Origin of the sequence: Streptomyces sp. NPDC006261, assembly GCF_040613515.1 — a bacterium.
Taxonomy (GTDB): Bacteria; Actinomycetota; Actinomycetes; order Streptomycetales; family Streptomycetaceae; genus Streptomyces.
The window spans coordinates 1-16,090 of sequence record NZ_JBEXSI010000034.1 but is presented as its reverse complement, the minus strand read 5'-3'; the positions used below and the strand labels follow the sequence as shown (position 1 = coordinate 16,090).

14 protein-coding genes are annotated in these 16,090 nt (G+C 71.7%); 12 read left to right on the top strand and 2 right to left on the bottom strand.

Annotated features, from left to right (window positions below; all coding sequences use genetic code 11):
• Positions 1 to 243: 243 nt before the first annotated feature.
• Genes tkt through aroB form a run of 5 tightly spaced genes read left to right on the top strand, consistent with a single transcriptional unit; the run spans position 244 to position 6,523 of the window.
• The gene (tkt, locus tag ABZ154_RS22320) at positions 244 to 2,361 is read left to right on the top strand and encodes a transketolase (protein WP_356835188.1); all 2,118 of its coding nucleotides are present in this window, start codon (positions 244 to 246) and stop codon (positions 2,359 to 2,361) included.
• Positions 2,358 to 3,641, top strand: coding sequence for a 3-phosphoshikimate 1-carboxyvinyltransferase (gene aroA, locus ABZ154_RS22315; RefSeq protein ID WP_356835186.1), 1,284 nt, complete (start codon positions 2,358 to 2,360; stop codon positions 3,639 to 3,641). Before tkt ends, aroA begins: the two co-directional genes overlap by 4 nt.
• Positions 3,642 to 3,678: 37 nt before the next feature.
• Positions 3,679 to 4,863 carry a chorismate synthase gene (gene aroC, locus ABZ154_RS22310; protein ID WP_356835184.1) on the top strand — a complete coding sequence of 395 codons (1,185 nt, stop codon included), beginning with the start codon at positions 3,679 to 3,681 and terminating at the stop codon, positions 4,861 to 4,863.
• Complete coding sequence (locus tag ABZ154_RS22305; protein WP_356835182.1) at positions 4,860 to 5,387, top strand: shikimate kinase; 528 nt, start codon at positions 4,860 to 4,862, stop codon at positions 5,385 to 5,387. The genes aroC and ABZ154_RS22305 overlap by 4 nt, the downstream gene beginning before the upstream one ends.
• Positions 5,384 to 6,523 (top strand): 3-dehydroquinate synthase, encoded by a 1,140-nt coding sequence (gene aroB, locus ABZ154_RS22300; RefSeq protein ID WP_356835180.1) that lies wholly within the window; start codon positions 5,384 to 5,386, stop codon positions 6,521 to 6,523. Before ABZ154_RS22305 ends, aroB begins: the two co-directional genes overlap by 4 nt.
• Here aroB and ABZ154_RS22295 read toward each other — a convergent pair.
• On the bottom strand, positions 6,445 to 7,353 hold the full coding sequence (locus ABZ154_RS22295; RefSeq protein ID WP_356835178.1) for an NAD(P)H-binding protein: 909 nt from the start codon (positions 7,351 to 7,353) through the stop codon (positions 6,445 to 6,447). The genes aroB and ABZ154_RS22295 overlap by 79 nt on opposite strands.
• 153 nt (positions 7,354 to 7,506) lie before the next feature.
• Here ABZ154_RS22295 and ABZ154_RS22290 point away from each other — a divergent pair, with 153 nt between their 5' ends.
• Positions 7,507 to 9,006 (top strand): MFS transporter, encoded by a 1,500-nt coding sequence (locus ABZ154_RS22290; protein WP_356835176.1) that lies wholly within the window; start codon positions 7,507 to 7,509, stop codon positions 9,004 to 9,006.
• Between the two features lie 104 nt (positions 9,007 to 9,110).
• Here ABZ154_RS22290 and ABZ154_RS22285 read toward each other — a convergent pair whose 3' ends face one another.
• Positions 9,111 to 9,995 carry a helix-turn-helix transcriptional regulator gene (locus ABZ154_RS22285; RefSeq protein WP_356835174.1) on the bottom strand — a complete coding sequence of 295 codons (885 nt, stop codon included), beginning with the start codon at positions 9,993 to 9,995 and terminating at the stop codon, positions 9,111 to 9,113.
• A gap of 103 nt (positions 9,996 to 10,098) precedes the next feature.
• Between ABZ154_RS22285 and ABZ154_RS22280 the strand changes: the two genes are divergently transcribed.
• From ABZ154_RS22280 to ABZ154_RS22255, 6 genes are all read left to right on the top strand, one after another.
• Positions 10,099 to 11,622 (top strand): MFS transporter, encoded by a 1,524-nt coding sequence (locus ABZ154_RS22280; RefSeq protein WP_356835172.1) that lies wholly within the window; start codon positions 10,099 to 10,101, stop codon positions 11,620 to 11,622.
• A 783-nt stretch (positions 11,623 to 12,405) separates the two neighbouring features.
• Positions 12,406 to 12,744, top strand: a complete 339-nt coding sequence (locus tag ABZ154_RS22275; RefSeq protein WP_356835170.1) for a MerR family transcriptional regulator — start codon at positions 12,406 to 12,408, stop codon at positions 12,742 to 12,744.
• Between the two features lie 374 nt (positions 12,745 to 13,118).
• A complete protein-coding gene (locus ABZ154_RS22270; protein WP_356835168.1) occupies positions 13,119 to 13,322 on the top strand; it encodes a cold-shock protein in 204 nt (67 codons plus the stop codon).
• A 318-nt stretch (positions 13,323 to 13,640) separates the two neighbouring features.
• A complete protein-coding gene (locus tag ABZ154_RS22265) occupies positions 13,641 to 15,152 on the top strand; it encodes a DEAD/DEAH box helicase (protein ID WP_356835167.1) in 1,512 nt (503 codons plus the stop codon).
• Positions 15,153 to 15,198: 46 nt separating this feature from the next.
• On the top strand, positions 15,199 to 15,603 hold the full coding sequence (locus ABZ154_RS22260; protein ID WP_356835165.1) for a CBS domain-containing protein: 405 nt from the start codon (positions 15,199 to 15,201) through the stop codon (positions 15,601 to 15,603).
• A 56-nt stretch (positions 15,604 to 15,659) separates the two neighbouring features.
• On the top strand, positions 15,660 to 15,971 hold the full coding sequence (locus ABZ154_RS22255; protein WP_356835163.1) for an SCO5918 family protein: 312 nt from the start codon (positions 15,660 to 15,662) through the stop codon (positions 15,969 to 15,971).
• Positions 15,972 to 16,090: the final 119 nt, after the last annotated feature.

The following is a 16,090-nucleotide window of genomic DNA, read 5'->3' as shown; positions in this document are numbered from 1 at the left end:
TCCCCCCCTCCGGCGCACGGCACGCCGGACCCCACAGCGAGGACCGGCCCAGCACAGGGGATCCAGGGGACCACCCCGAAGCCGCTCCCCCCACACACACGCCTGCTCATGCGCTTACGCACGCCCGCACGCCTGCACGCCCGCACCCGCACGCTCTCACGTCTCGACCGAGCTGCCCCGAGCAGCGCCTCCCGACCAGCCCCGCGGTCCTCCCGGACCGCCGAACTCCGTAGGGACGACCCCATGCAGTCACCACCGCAGACCGCACCGGATCAGCCGGCACGACGCACCGAGGACCGGAGCGCACAGGACTGGAGCCCGCTCGACGAGCTGGCCGTCGACACCGCCCGCGCCCTGGCCATGGACGCCGTGCAGCACGCCGGGCACGGGCACCCCGGAACCGCGATGAGCCTCGCCCCGGCCGCGTACGTCCTCTTCCAGAAGGTCATGCGCCACGACCCCGCCGACCCCGGCTGGGAGGGGCGGGACCGCTTCGTCCTCTCGGCCGGACACGCCAGCCTGCTGCTGTACGTCCAGCTGATGCTGGCGGGCTACCCGCTGACCCTCGACGACCTCAAGGCCTTCCGCCGGCACGGCAGCCTCACCCCCGGCCACCCCGAGCACGGGCACACCCCCGGGGTGGAGACCACCACCGGACCGCTGGGGCAGGGCATCGCCAATGCGGTGGGCATGGCCATGGCCGCCCGCTACGAGCGGGGGCTCTACGACCCCGAGGCCGCCACCGGCACCTCCCCCTTCGACCACACGGTCTGGGTCATCGCGGGCGACGGTGACCTCCAGGAGGGCGTGTGCGCCGAGGCCTCGTCGCTGGCCGGACACCAGAAGCTGGGCAATCTCGTCGTGCTCTACGACGACAACCACATCTCGATCGAGGGGGACACCAGCACCGCGTTCTCCGAGGACGTCCTGCAGCGGTACGCCTCCTACGGCTGGCACGTGCGGCGGGTGGAGCCGAAGCCCGACGGCGACCTCGACCCCCGCGCCCTGCGCGAGGCGTTCCTCGCCGCCAAGGAGGTACGCGACCGGCCCACCCTGATCGCCGCGCGCTCGGTCATCGCCTGGCCCGCCCCCCATGCCAAGGGCACCGCCGCCGCGCACGGCGCCGCGTTGGGCCCGGCGGAGGTCGCGGCCGCCAAGGAGATCCTCGGCCTCGACCCGGCCCGCTCCTTCCACGTACCGGACGAGGTGCTCACGCACACCCGGGCGGCCCTCGGCCGCGGCCGCGACGCCCACACCGCCTGGGCCGGGAGGCTGGCGCGGTGGCGGGACGCCCATCCCCGCCGGGCCGCGGAACACCAACGGATCACCCAGGGGCAGCCGCCGACCGGGTGGGAGAACAAGCTCCCCGTCTTCGAACCCGGCACCTCGATGGCCACCCGCAAGGCCTCGGGCACCGTACTCGCCGCGCTGGGGCCGCTGCTGCCCGAGCTGTGGGGCGGCTCCGCCGACCTGGCCGGGTCCAACAACACCACCATCGACAGCGCCTCCTCCTTCCTGCCCCTGGGCAACGCCCTCCCACAGGCCGACCCGTACGGGCGCACCGTGCACTTCGGCATCCGGGAACACGCCATGGGTTCCGTGATGAACGGGGTGGCGCTGCACGGCGCGACCCGCGTCTACGGCGGCACCTTCCTGGTCTTCTCCGACTACATGCGCCCCGCCGTACGGCTCGCCGCGCTGATGCGGCTCCCGGTCACCTATGTGTGGACCCACGACTCGATCGGACTCGGCGAGGACGGCCCCACCCACCAGCCGGTCGAACAGCTGGCCTCCCTGCGGGCCATCCCCGGACTGAACGTCGTACGCCCCGCCGACGCCAACGAGACGGCGGCGGCCTGGGCGGAGATCGTGCGCCGGCACAGCGCCGCCCCCGCCCCGCACGGGATCGTGCTGTCCCGGCAGAACCTGCCCGTCTACCCGCCCAACGAGCTGGTCCCGCGCGGTGGTTACGTCTTCCGCGAGGCCGAGGGCGGGGTTCCGCAGGCGCTGCTCGTGGCCACCGGTTCGGAGGTGTCCCTGGCGGTCGCCGCCCAGGAGCTGCTGGAGCGGCGCGGCATCGCGGCCCGGGTGGTGTCGATGCCCTGCCTGGAATGGTTCATGGAGCAGGACCGCTGCTACCGGGACCTGGTGCTGCCTCCCGGCGTACGCGTACGGGTGACGGTCGAAGCCGGCGTGGGCCTCGGCTGGGACCGCATCGCGGGCGAGGCGGGGCGCGTGATGTCCCTGGAACGGTTCGGGGCCTCGGCCGACGGTGCGCTGCTCTTCCGCGAGTTCGGCTTCACCCCCGAGGCGATCGCCGCCGAGGTGGAGACCGCCATGGAGAAGGCGGCCCGCCGATGACGCCGCAGGCATCCCGGCTGCGCCCGCTGACCGCGCGCGTCCCCGGCTCCAAGAGCATCACCACCAGGGCCCTGCTGCTGGCCGCCGCCGCGAAGGGCACCAGCACCCTGTGGGCCCCGCTGGTCAGCCATGACACCCTCGCCTTCAGGGAGGCTCTGGGGAACCTCGGAGTACGCGTCGAGAACAGCCCCGGCGACCAGTTCTGGGACGTCACCGGCAACGGCCGCGGCCCCGTCGGCACGGGCGAGGTGTGGTGCGCGGACGCCGGTACGGCGGCGCGCTTCCTGCCCCCGTTCAGCGCGGCGGGCGAGGGCACCTTCACCTTCGACGGCTCCGAACAGCTCCGGGCCCGCCCGTTGACTCCGCTGATGAAGGCCATGACCGCGCTCGGCGCCGAGCTGGAGACCCCGGTCCCGGGCCGCTTCCCGCTGACCGTTCGGGCCACCGGGCTGGAGGGCGGCGAGCTGCGGGTGGACTCCTCCATGAGCAGCCAGTTCCTCAGCGGCCTGCTCATGAGCGCCCCCCTGATGCGGCGTCCGGTCCGGGCCGATCTGAGCGGTTCCGTCAGCCGCCCCTACCTGGACATGACGCTGTCCCTGATGCGGCGCTTCGGCGCGGACGTCCAGGAGTCCGGCACCGGTGTGGTCGAGGTGCGGCCGGGCGCTTACCGGCCGGCCGCCCTCGTCATCGAACCCGACGCCTCCACCGCCTCGTACGTCTTCGCCGCGGCCGCGGCGACCGGGCACCGGGTGACCGTCCCAGGCCTGTGCGGGCGCAGCCTCCAGGGCGACCTGCGGTTCGTGGACACCCTGCGGCAGCTGGGCGCCCAGGTGGAGGTGTCGGACCGGGACGTCACCGTGACGGGCACCGGACGGCTGCGCGGCGGCCGCACCCTCGACATGGGGGACATCTCCGACACCTTCATGACCCTCGCCGCCATCGCTCCGCTCGCCGACGCGCCCCTGACCATCGGCGGGGTGCGGCACGCGCGGTACAAGGAGTCGGACCGCATAGCGGCGGTGACGCAGAACCTGCGCGCGTGCGGCGTCCGGGTGGACGAGACGGAGGACTCGGTCACCGTCCACCCAGGCCCGCTGCGCCCGGCCCGCATCGCCTGCCACCGCGACCACCGGATCGCCATGGCGTTCTCGGTCCTGGGGATGGCCGCACGGGTTCCGCTGGCCCTCGACGACCCGTCCTGTGTGAAGAAGACCTTCCCAGGGTTCCACCGGGAGATGGCCCGGCTCTTCCCGTCCTACGAAGTACCGGATCACCGCTGATGACCGCCTACGCGCGCAAGAGGAAAGCAGGGAGAGGATGAGCAGGTTGCGCTGGCTGACCGCGGGGGAGTCGCACGGCCCCGCACTCGTCGCGACGCTGGAGGGACTCCCCGCGGGGGTGCCGATCACCACGGGGATGGTGAGGGAGGAGCTGACGCGGCGGCGCCTGGGGTACGGGCGCGGCGCGCGGATGAAGTTCGAGCAGGACGAGGTGACCTTCCTCGGCGGCGTTCGGCACGGGCGCACGCTGGGCTCCCCGGTCGCGGTCATGGTGGGCAACACCGAGTGGCCCCGGTGGGAGCAGGTGATGGCGGCCGACCCGGTCGACCCCGCCGAGCTGGCGGGCCTGGCCCGAAACGCTCCGCTGACCCGTCCGCGTCCGGGCCACGCCGATCTGGCCGGGATGCAGAAGTACGGCTTCGACGAGGCGCGCCCCGTACTGGAGCGCGCCAGCGCCCGGGAGACCGCCGCCCGGGTCGCTCTCGGCGCGGTGGCCCGCTCGTATCTGAAGGAGACGGCCGGGATCGAGATCGTCAGCCATGTCGTGGAACTGGGCGCCGCGCGGGCCCCGTACGGGGACGTGCCCGGACCCGGCGACGTGGAGCGGCTCGACGCGGACCCGGTGCGCTGCCTGGACGCGGACGCGAGCAGGGCGATGGTCGCGGAGATCGACCAGGCCCACCAGGACGGCGACACCCTGGGCGGAGTCGTCGAGGTCGTCGCCCACGGGGTGCCGGTCGGCCTCGGCTCGCACGTGCACTGGGACCGCAGGCTGGACGCGCGGCTGGCCGCCGCGCTGATGGGCATCCAGGCGATCAAGGGAGTCGAGGTGGGCGACGGCTTCGGGCTGGCGCGGGTGCCCGGTTCGCTGGCCCACGACGCGATCGTGCCCACCGCCGACGGCATCCGGCGCACCTCCGGCCGCTCCGGCGGCACCGAGGGCGGCCTGACCACCGGTGAACTCCTGCGCGTACGGGCCGCGATGAAGCCGATCGCGACGGTTCCGCACGCCCTGGCCACCGTGGACGTCAGCACCGGCGAGGCGGCCGTCGCGCACCACCAGCGCTCGGACGTCTGCGCGGTGCCGGCCGCCGGGATCGTGGCGGAGGCGATGGTGGCCCTGGTCCTGGCCGACGCGGTGGCGGAGAAGTTCGGCGGCGACAGCGTGGCCGAGACCCGTCGTAACGTCTCCGGCTTCCTCGCCCACCTGGAGATCGCATGACCTCCCCGCTGGCCGTGCTCGTCGGCCCGCCCGGCGTGGGCAAGTCCTCGGTCGCACGGATCCTCGCGGCGCGTACGGGCACGGCGGCCCGCGACACCGACCGGGACATCGAGCGGCTGACCGGCCGGACCGTCAGCCAGATCTTCGCCGAACGGGGCGAGCCGCACTTCCGCGCCATCGAGCACGAGGCCGTCCGCGCGGCACTGCACCAGCACTCCGGGGTGCTCGCCCTGGGCGGCGGGGCCGTCGTGCACGCCGGGACGCGCGCGGCGCTGCGCGGGCTGCCGGTGGTCTTCCTGGACGCCACGCTCGCGGACGTCCGGGAACGCCTGGGGGCGGACGACTCCCGTCCGCTGCTGCGGGACGACTTCGCCGGCCGGTGGCTCACCCTGATGTCACGGCGGCGCCCGCTGTACCTGTCCGTGGCGCGGACCGTGGTGTCCACCCACGGGCGCACCGCGGCGCAGGTCGCCTCAGCGGTGCGGTCCGAGCTGACCGGCGCGTCGGCGGGGGCCCCGGCATGACCGCCGTCCGCATCCCCGTCGCCGGGAGCGCCGGGAGCGAACCGTACGAGGTCGTCGTCGGGCGGCGGCTCACCGGCGAGCTGGTCCGGCTGGCCGGGTCCGCGCACCGGGTCGCCGTGATCCACCCGGCGGCGCTGGCCGCGAGGGGCGAGGCCGTCACCGCGGCTCTCACGGCCCGGGGGTTCGAGGTGGTCGCCGTCGAGGTGCCGAACGCGGAGGAGGCCAAGACCGCCGAGGTCGCCGCCCACTGCTGGCGGGCCCTCGGGCGGGCCGGGTTCACCCGCAGTGACGTGATCGTCGGCCTCGGCGGCGGCGCCACCACCGACCTGGCGGGCTTCGTCGCGGCCTGCTGGCTGCGCGGGGTGCGCTGGATCGCGGTGCCCACCACCGTCCTCGGCATGGTGGACGCGGCGGTCGGCGGCAAGACGGGTGTCAACACCGCCGAGGGCAAGAACCTCGTCGGCGCCTTCCACCCGCCCGCCGGAGTGCTGTGCGACCTGGCCGCACTGGAGACCCTGGACGTGCGCGACCACGTCTGCGGCCTCGCCGAGATCATCAAGGCGGGCTTCATCGCCGACCCGGCCATCCTCGCCCTGATCGAGGCGGACCCGGCGGCCGCCCGCACCCCCACGGGGAAGCACACCGCGGAGCTGATCGAGCGGGCGATCCGGGTCAAGGCGGACGTCGTGTCGGAGGACCTCAAGGAGTCCGGCCGGCGCGAGATCCTCAACTACGGGCACACCCTGGCCCACGCCATCGAACGGAACGAGGGCTACCGCCTCCGGCACGGCGAGGCCGTCTCCGTCGGCCTGGTCTTCGCCGCCGGCCTCGGCCGCGCGACGGGACGCCTGGACGATGCCACCGCCCGGCGGCACCGCACGGTCCTGCGGTCGGTGGGCCTGCCGGTGACCTACCGCGCCGACCAGTGGCCCCGGCTCCTGGCCACCATGCGGCTCGACAAGAAGGCGCGCGGCGACCTCCTGCGGTTCGTCGTCCTCGACGGCCTGGCCGCACCGGCCGTACTGGAGGGCCCCGACCCGGCCCTCCTGCACAGCGTCTACACCGAGGGCTGCGCCTCCACGGGCGCCGCCGTGGAATCCTCCACCGCCTCCTCCGCACGGAAGGCAGCGCCATGACGACGCGCCCACGCCCGGAACGTACCGGGCTCCCGGCCGATCGCTTCCCGTACCCCGTGGTCCACCGCGCTCTTGGCCCCCCGGGCCTGCCGGTCCGCGCTTTCGAGGAGCGCCGCCGCAAGGGCGTCGGGGTAGCGGGCGCGCCATCCGGCCAGGGCCTGCGCCTCGGTCAGCTCCTCGTGGCGTACCGGACGGCCGAGCACCTCCCCGAGCTGCGCGGCCTGCTGCCGGGCCGAGAGGGGGGCCGGACCGGTCAGCGCGTACGCCCGTCCCGCGCACTGGGGGGAGGTCAGGGCGCGGGCCGCCGCCTCGGCCACGTCCCGGGGGTCGACGCAGGAGTTCGCCGAGGAGCCGTGCAGCGTGCGCACGACGCCTTCCTCGCGCACGGACCGCGTCCAGTCCAGGCAGTTGGACATGAAGGCGCGGGGGCGCAGCAGCGTCCAGGACAGCCCGGACGCCCGGGCGCGCTCCTCGCACGCCCGCTGCCACCGGGTGATCGCGTCCTGTGCCCGGGGGTCGGTGACCGCGAGGGCCGAGACCTTCACGACGTGCCGGACCCCGGCCCGGCGTGCGGCGGTGAGGAGGTGCTCGTCGTGGGTGTCCCGCAGGGGGTCGAACGTCACCGCCAGGAGCGCGTCCGCCCCGGCCAGCGCCCGGGTCAGGGAGGAGGTGTCGTCCAGATCCGCCTCGACGGCCAGGCCGCTTGCCGGTAGGCGGCCCGCCGCCCGTGCCGGGGAGCGGGTCAGGCAACGCAGGTCGTACCGCGGGGCGAGGAGGCGCGCCACCTGCCCCCCCACCGTTCCCGTCGCCCCCGTCAGCGCTATGCGCAAAGCCTTCTCCTCTCCACGGCCTCATGACTATCACCGGATCTGGCCCGGAAGCGGTGTCTATGCCAAGATAATAATGAGCACTATGTTTCTTGTCGGGCGGTCGTTCCCCTCGTCGCTCCGCGACCCGGCCGCACCCACTCTGGAGGAAGTACGTTGACCACACACAGCACAACACCACGCCGGGCCTGGTTCGGCTTCACCCTGGTCCTCAGCCTCGTCGGGCTGGTGGCGATGGACAACTCGGTGCTCTACCTCGCGATGCCGAGCATCAACGACGCGATCTCGCCCAGCGCGAGCCAGGCCCTGTGGATCGTCGACATCTACGGTTTCGTGGTGGCCTCGCTGCTCATCGCGTTCGGCAACCTCGGTGACCGGCACGGCCGGCTCAAGTTCCTGCTCGGCGGCGCGATGCTCTTCGGCATCGGTTCGGCGGGCGCCACGTTCGCCACCAGCCCGGAGCTCCTCATCGCCTCGCGCGGGCTGATGGGACTCGGCGGCGCGACACTGCTCCCCTCCGGTCTGGCGATCGTCAGCAACCTCTTCCCCGACGTCAGGCAGCGGGCCCGGGCGATCGGCATCTTCGCGGCCACCTTCGCGGCGGGCTTCGCGGTCGGCCCGGTCGCGGGCGGTCTGCTCCTCGACCGCTTCTGGTGGGGTTCGGTGTTCCTGATCAACCTCCCGGTCGTGGTGGTCTTCCTGGCCTTCGCCCCGAAGCTCCTGAAGGAGGTCCGGGAGGCCCGGCCCGGCCGGGTTGACGCGCTGAGCGTGGTGCAGTCGGCGTCCGGCATCCTGCTCGCCGTCTACTCCGTCAAGGCCGCCGCGGCGGAGGGGTTCTCGGCCGAGCAGCTGGCCATCGGCGCGCTGGGCCTCGCCATCCTGGTGTGGTTCGTACGCCGGCAGTTCACGCTGGAGGAGCCGCTGCTCGACCTCGGCCTCTTCCGTGACCGGGTCTTCACCGTCGCCGTGCTGACCGGGCTCCTCTCCCTGGTGGCCTGGGCCGCGGCCGGATACCTCAGCGGTGTCTACCTGCAGTCGGTGCTCGGCTTCACCGTGCTCACCGCGGCGTTCCTCGCCCTGCCCGGCGCGGCGGTGCTCACCGTCGCCTGCATCGGCACGGCGGGCGTGGTCGACCGGATCGGCAAGCGGGCCGCGCTGATCGCCTCGCACTTCTTCATCGGCACCGGACTCCTGCTTCTGATGTTCACCGGCACCACCGCCGGTGCGGCGCTGTACATCGCCTCCACCGTCATCGCGGGCGTCGGCTACGGGTTCTCCTTCAGCCTGGTCGCGGAGACCGCCGTCGCGGCGGTGCCCGCGGAGCGGGCCGGTTCCGCCGGGGCCATCGCGGAGATGAGCAACGAGCTGGGCGGCGCGCTCGGCATCTCCCTGCTCGGCTCGCTCGCCGCGTTCTTCTTCCGCTTCCTCGGCCCCGGCACGGCGGGCACGCTCGACACCACCCTGTCCACACCCGGCTTGTCCGACGAGACGGCCGCGCAGGCCAAGGACGCCTTCGTCACCGGCCTGCACGCGGCGATCGGCGTCGCGGCCGCCCTCACGCTCGCGCTCGGCGTCCTCGCGATCCGCTGGCTGCCGCGCGAGAAGCGGGACACGACGACGCAGGCTCCGGACCGGCAGGAGCAGGCCGTGTCCTGAGCGCACGGAACCCGCGTGTTCCGAGCACGCACAACCGCCCCGCTCCTTCCGTACGGACGCCCCCGGCCCCTTCGCGGGCGTCCCCCGGAAGGAGCGGGGCGGTTTCAGCGCTGGTCGGCCCGTACGAGGGCCGACTCCGGCTCGTCACCCCGTCCGCTCTGCTGGTTCAGCACACGCAACGCGTCCGCGGAGGTCGCGTCGTTGGGGGTGTAGATCTCGACGCGGTGGTCGGGGCTGTCGGGCTGGAGCCACACCTGGTAGTCGACGCTCACCGCCCCGACGGTGGGGTGCTGCAGAAGCATGGCCCCCGTCGTGCAGTCGGAGACGTCACCCGTCGCCCACATCGCGCCGAAGTCCGCGCTGCTCATGGCGAGTTCGCCGATCAGCCCGGCGAGCCGGGCGTCCGTGGGATAGCGGCCCGCGGTGAGACGCAGATAGGCGACGTGGACCTTGGCGAGATCCGGCCAGTTGCGGTACATGTCGCGAGTGTGGGGGTCGAGGAAGAACATCCTGGGGATCGACGGACGCCCCTGCGCGTTCTGTGGCGCCTCGAAGGGGATGTGCTCGGCGACCAGCGCGTGCCCGGTGCGGTTCCACGCGAGGACGTCGCCGCGCCGGCCGAGCACCACCGCGGGCGTGGCATCGCCCAGTGACTCCAGGAGGGTCAGTACCCGCGGGTGGGGCTCCTCGGCGGGCGGATCACCCAGACCGGGCTTCACCGACTGCCGGGCGAGGTTGTGCAGATGGACGGTCTCCACCTGGTCGAGCCGGAGCACCCGGGCGAGCGCGTCGAGCACCTGCTCGGAGGCGGTCTCCGCCTGCCCCTGCTCCAGACGCGTGTAGTACCCCGCGCTCACCCCCGCGAGCTGGGCGAGCTCTTCCCTTCTGAGGCCGGGAACCCGGCGGGAGGTGCCGTAGGTCAGCAGACCGATCTCCGCCGGCGTGACCCGGTCACGGCGGCTCTTCAGGAACGTTCCGAGGCTCTCCATGTACACGAGCGTAGGGCGCTCTCCCGCTCCGTGGGTGTACCTGTCGGGTGTACCCACACCATGGGGATGGCTGTCGGCCACGCCGTGCTGGAGTGTCGGCACCATGACTCGACAGCATGCGGACAACGCACCCGGACTGCGGGCCTGGCTCGGCCTCGCGGTGGTCCTCGGACCGGTCCTTCTCGTCTCCATGGACGGATCGATCCTGTTCCTGGCGATGCCCCGGATCAGCCAGGCCCTCTCGCCCACCGCCGACCAGGCGCTGTGGATTCTGGACATCTACGGCTTCGCCGTCGGCTCCCTGCTCGTCGCCTTCGGCAGCATCGGCGACCGCTACGGCCGGCTGAAGCTCCTGATGATCGGCGCGACCGTGTTCGGACTCGGCTCAGCCGGGGCCGCGTTCGCACCGACCCCCGAACTCCTCATCGCCTGCCGGGCGGTCATGGGCGTGGCCGGTGCGACCCTGCTGCCCTCGGCGCTGGCCGTACTGAGCGAGCTGTTCCCCGACCCCCGGCGCCGGGCCCAGGCCATCGGCATCTTCGCCGCGGCCTTCGCGGCCGGGTTCGCCATCGGCCCGGTCGTCGGCGGCGCCCTCCTCGGCCACTTCTGGTGGGGCTCGGTCTTCCTCGTCAACCTCCCCGTCATCCTCGTGTTCCTGGTGTTCGCGCCGGTCCTCCTCCGCGAGGTCCGGTCGGGCGGGACGGGCCGCGTCGACCCGCTCAGCGTCGTGACCTCCGCCGGGGGCCTGCTGCTCACGATCTACGGGATCAAGCACCTGGCCGCCGACGGGATCTCGGCCTTCCCGATCATCACGGTGATCGTCGGTATCGCCGTACTGACCTTCTTCGGCCTGCGCCAACGACACCTCGACAACCCGCTGATCGACTTCTCCCTCTTCCGCGACCGCGTCTTCACGATCGCCATCATCACGGGCCTGCTGCCCCTGGCCGCATGGTCGGCAGCGGCGTACCTGTCCGGCATCTACCTCCAGTCCGTACTGAACCTGAGCGTCCTGCACGCGGCGCTTCTGGCCCTCCCGGGCGCGGCGGCCCTCACCCTCTCCTGCATCGTCACACCGGCCGTCGTCGAGCGCATCGGCAAGCGGGCCGCGCTCCTCATCTGCCACTTCTCCATCGCGGCCGGCCTGTTGATGCTGCTGCCCACCACGGTCACCGGGGGTATCGGCTGGTACATCGCCTCGACCGTGATCGCGGGACTCGGATACGGCATCTCCTTCGCCGTCGTCGCGGACACCGCGGTCGGCGCGGTCCCCGCGGAGCGGGCGGGTTCGGCCGGCGCGATCGCCGAGACCAGCAACGAGATCGGCAACGCCCTCGGCATCGCGATCCTCGGCTCCCTCGCCGCGCTGCTCTTCCGCCTCCAGGGCCCGGACCTCGCGCCCACCCTCGACGAGACCCTCCAGCTGCCCTCCCTGCTCCCGTCCGCCATCCAGGACGCGAAGTCCGCGTTCGTCACCGGCCTGCACGTCGTCGTGGTCGTCGCGAGCCTCCTGCACGCCGCCCTCGGAACGGCCGCCCTGCGCTGGCTCCCCAAGCCGGCGCCGGAGGAGCAGACCGCCGCAGTGCACGAGGAGCCCGCGGAGGAGCGCATCGCGAGCAAGCAGTAGCGGGAGGTACCGGTCCACGGGTGGAAGGGTCCTGGCTGGGATGACCCGTCTGCGCTCCGCCCGTGGCTCCGACAGAGAGACTTTCTCGCCGGCGTCTGAAAATCTGCACTGGCCGAGGTAGACATTGAGGTGCGGGGTGGCTATGGTTTCTCTCGTAAGCAAGAAGGACAGCAGGGCCTGGCAGAGATGAACTGCCGGGCAGCAGAAATCGGCAGTTGCAGTGCGCAGGTCGGTGCGGTGGTGGAGTTCCGGAGCCAGGGTTCTTGCAGGATGGCGACGGGGCTGGCGACCGGACCGGGTGGCCCGCAGTTTTCAGGGGCTGCCGTGAGCAGAACCGCAGGACGCAAGTGCAGTCCGCAGTACCAGTGGTCCCTCGGTAAATGGCGTCAGGCTGCGGCGCGCGTACCGGGAAGTTCGGCAGTGGGGTTCTGAGCCGGAGAAGATGCAGGATGGGCGACGGGGCTGGCTGCCGAAGTGGCGCTGTGAGAGGCCACCAGGAGTACGGAAGTGGTTTGTCCAGAGGGAAAGAACGGAGGGGTTGAGCGCCATCAGGATCGCCCGGGCGGAAGTGTCGGGCCCGGGTACCGCAGGACATCGTGAGTGAGGTGGTCTCCGGTCAAGCAACCGCGATCCCCGCAACCCCGGGCCTTTTCCCGGCCGGTATGCGGAAACACAGAGCCGGCGCAGCCGATCAAGGCCGGCTGATGGTGTAGCAGTTCCTTCGGGGCCCTGGTGCCAATGGCACCAGGGCCCCTCCGACGCGTGTTGCACAGGAAGGTACAGATGACAGCAGACGACTCGTTCGGCCGTCTCGACGACGACGACTACCCCGCCTACACCATGGGCCGGGCGGCAGAGATGCTCAACACCACACAAGGGTTCCTCCGCGCCATCGGCGAAGCCCGCCTCATCACGCCCCTGCGCTCCGCGGGCGGCCATCGCCGCTACTCCCGTTACCAGCTCCGCATCGCCGCCCGCGCCCGCGAACTCGTCGACGGCGGTACCCCGATCGAGGCCGCCTGTCGCATCGTCATCCTCGAGGACCAACTCGAGGAGGCCCAGCGCATCAACGCCGAACATCACCGAGATGCCAAGCCGCCCGGCATGCCGACCTCCGACTGAGGCGCTGCGCGTGTGGTGGAAGACCGGCAGGTGCCGGACTCACCTGCCGGAAGTGCGCTTGAGGTCCGTCACCCCTGTGGTTGTCACGGGTCGATATCTATGGCCACGGCGTGAGGATTCAATGTGTCGCGCCGGGAGTGTTTTTACCGCAACGAAGCGACTGGAATTTTTCACCGTACGCCGACCATTACGGCATGCTACTGTCGATCTCGGTTGCAGTTGTGGTTCCCAAAACTAAAAGCTTCTGGATGGGTATTTCCGACCAGTGGAAGCTTCATTGTTTTTCCGGTTTTCCTCCGGGCGGGGCATCATCGCGGCGACGCGGCATCCGTGCATCACGGATCCCGACGTACCTGCCCCGAAGGAGATATGGCATGGCATCAGGCACTGTGAAGTGGTTCAACTCAGCCAAGGGTTTCGGCTTCATCGAGCAGGACGGTGGCGGCGCTGACGTGTTCGCCCACTTCTCGAACATAGCCGCCCAGGGCTTCCGTGAGCTGCTCGAAGGCCAGAAGGTCACCTTCGACATCGCACCGGGCCAGAAGGGCCCGACGGCCGAGAACATCGTTCCCGCCTGACGCTGACGCGCACTTCGTAGCTGGGGCCCGCATCCTTCGGGGGTGCGGGCCCCAGCTCCGGGCGTTCTCCCGGAGTGCGCCACCTGCGGTGAAACCTTCGCCCGCAGAGTAGCTGCCCACTCCCGCGGAGTCCCACCCGTCGGCGGGCTGGATTCCCCGCCATATGGCGTCACTCATTCCCTGGCCTGCATCCCGCTCCGGGATAAACCGCAGGTCTCATTTGATTTTGCATTTCGCTCGGCCCGTTCTTGTGATTCCTAGCGCTGTTCTTCCGCTGCGGGAATTCCTTGATACGTGCCGTATCGAGGAAGGTTCTGAATGAACCCCACACGTACGAACAACCGCTCTTCCCGCGCACGCAGCCGTACCGCCGACTCCGGTCGTGGCGGAAGCCGCTTCGACTCGACCACCCCGACCCGTTCCGCTGCCCCGGCCCGTTCCGGCGGTTCGGGCCGTGTGGGCGGCCAGGGGCGGCGGCCCGCCGCGGTCCAGGGCGAGTTCGCCCTGCCGGTCACGGTCACTGCCGCGCTTCCCGCGGTCGAGGCGTTCGCCGACCTCGACATGCCGGGGCAGCTGCTGGCGGCGCTGACCGCGCAGGGTGTTAGCGTTCCGTTCCCGATCCAGGGGGCGACCCTGCCCAACACCCTTGCGGGCCGCGACGCCCTGGGGCGTGGGCGCACCGGCTCCGGCAAGACCCTGGCCTTCGGCCTGGCTCTGCTGGCCCGTACCGCCGGTCAGCGTGCCGAGCCCCGCCAGCCGCTGGCCCTGGTCCTGGTGCCGACGCGTGAGCTGGCCCAGCAGGTGACCGACGCGCTCACCCCGTACGCACGCTCGGTCAAGCTCCGGCTTGCCACTGTCGTCGGCGGGATGTCGATCGGCAGGCAGGCCAACGCGCTGCGCGGTGGCGCCGAGGTCGTCGTGGCGACGCCGGGCCGGCTGAAGGACCTCATCGACCGGGGTGACTGCCGGCTTGACCAGGTCGCGATCACCGTGCTGGACGAGGCCGACCAGATGGCCGACATGGGTTTCATGCCCCAGGTCACCGAGCTTTTGGACCAGGTACGCCCCGAAGGGCAGCGGATGCTGTTCTCCGCCACCCTGGACCGCAACGTCGACCGCCTGGTCCGCCGCTATCTCAGCGACCCGGTCGTCCACTCCGTCGACCCCTCCGCCGGTGCGGTCACGACGATGGAGCACCACGTACTGCACGTCCACGGCACCGACAAGCACCGCACGACGACGGAGATCGCGGCGCGCGAAGGCCGGGTCATCATGTTCCTGGACACCAAGCGGGCCGTGGACAAGCTCACCGACCACCTGCTGGCCAACGGTGTGAGGGCAGCCGCCCTGCACGGCGGGAAGGCGCAGTCGCAGCGCACCCGGACCCTGACCCAGTTCAAGACCGGGCACGTCACCGTGCTCGTGGCCACGAACGTCGCCGCCCGCGGCATCCACGTCGACAACCTCGACCTCGTCGTCAACGTCGACCCGCCGACCGACCACAAGGACTACCTCCACCGCGGCGGCCGAACGGCGCGGGCAGGGGAATCCGGCAGCGTCGTCACCCTGGTCACCCCCAACCAGCGCCGTGACATGACCCGCCTCATGACCGCCGCAGGCATCGTGCCCCAGACCACCCAGGTCCGCTCCGGCGAGGAGGCACTCGGCCGCATCACCGGCGCCCAGACCCCTTCAGGCGTTCCCGTGACGATCTCCGCGCCGGTGGTCGAGCGGCGTCAGCGCAGCTCGTCCTCACGAGGCCGGCGCAGCCCCGCCTCCGCGGCCCGGCGCGTGACCGCACACCAGTCCTCCTTCGACGCGGCGGCCTGAGAACTCCGTGACCCGGAAGTTGACTCACCTGTGCAGGAGGCACCTTTTGACGCTGGTCCGGATGCAGCCCCGCTCGACCGAGGCCACAGCCGTAGGCAGCACGGTGGCCGACGCCATGGACACCGCCGGACCGCAGGTCTGTGACGACATGACCGTCGAGGTGGCCCTGTCCGTCATGGCCAGTGCTCGCACCGGGCATCTGCTCGTCCGCGACGACAGCGGCCTGGGTACCGGACTGGTCACCCAGTCTCAGCTCACCGCAGCCCGTGGCGGCTCGGCGCACTCGGACAGGGGCCAACCGCGGGACATCCCCGGCGGCCGGGGGCCGTTCACCTCGCCCGTGACGACCATGGCCGAAGCCGGGCACAGGATGCGCTACAGCCACGTCGACGCCCTGCCTGTGGCCGAGGAACACGGCAACGCCCCGGGCGTGTTCGCCCTCGCCCGCTGAGCCGTCCTCACCGCGGCAGGACAACTCCCTCTTCGTTTCTCTCCTTGTGAGGCATCATGCGCTGTGTCATCGCCCGCTTCCCGTTCGACCTGACCAGGAGCGGCGTCCTGGAATCGATGAAGGGCATCAAGCCCGAGCAGACGTCCGGCGAGTCCGTGATCATCGGGCGGCGCACCTACCCCGTCAAACAGGTCGGACAGGTCATCACACGCCAGGACCGCCGCGACTTCAGCGCAGGAGAAGTCCTGCGGGCCATGACCCAGCTCGGCTTCACCTGTCGCGACCTGGCCCCGGCCCCGGCACCCGCCCGCGTTCTCAACCCGTCGCAGCAGGCTTCCGCGATGCTCGGCGCCCCCGCGGCCGCCTGACAGACGGGCAGGCGCGAGCCGTCGGCAAGCATGAGTGAGGTCAGGTCGCCCGCACCCTTGATGACGGGGGTCATCAGGCCCTTCTCCGCGTCCACGGCGATGCCGATGTTCTCCGCGTC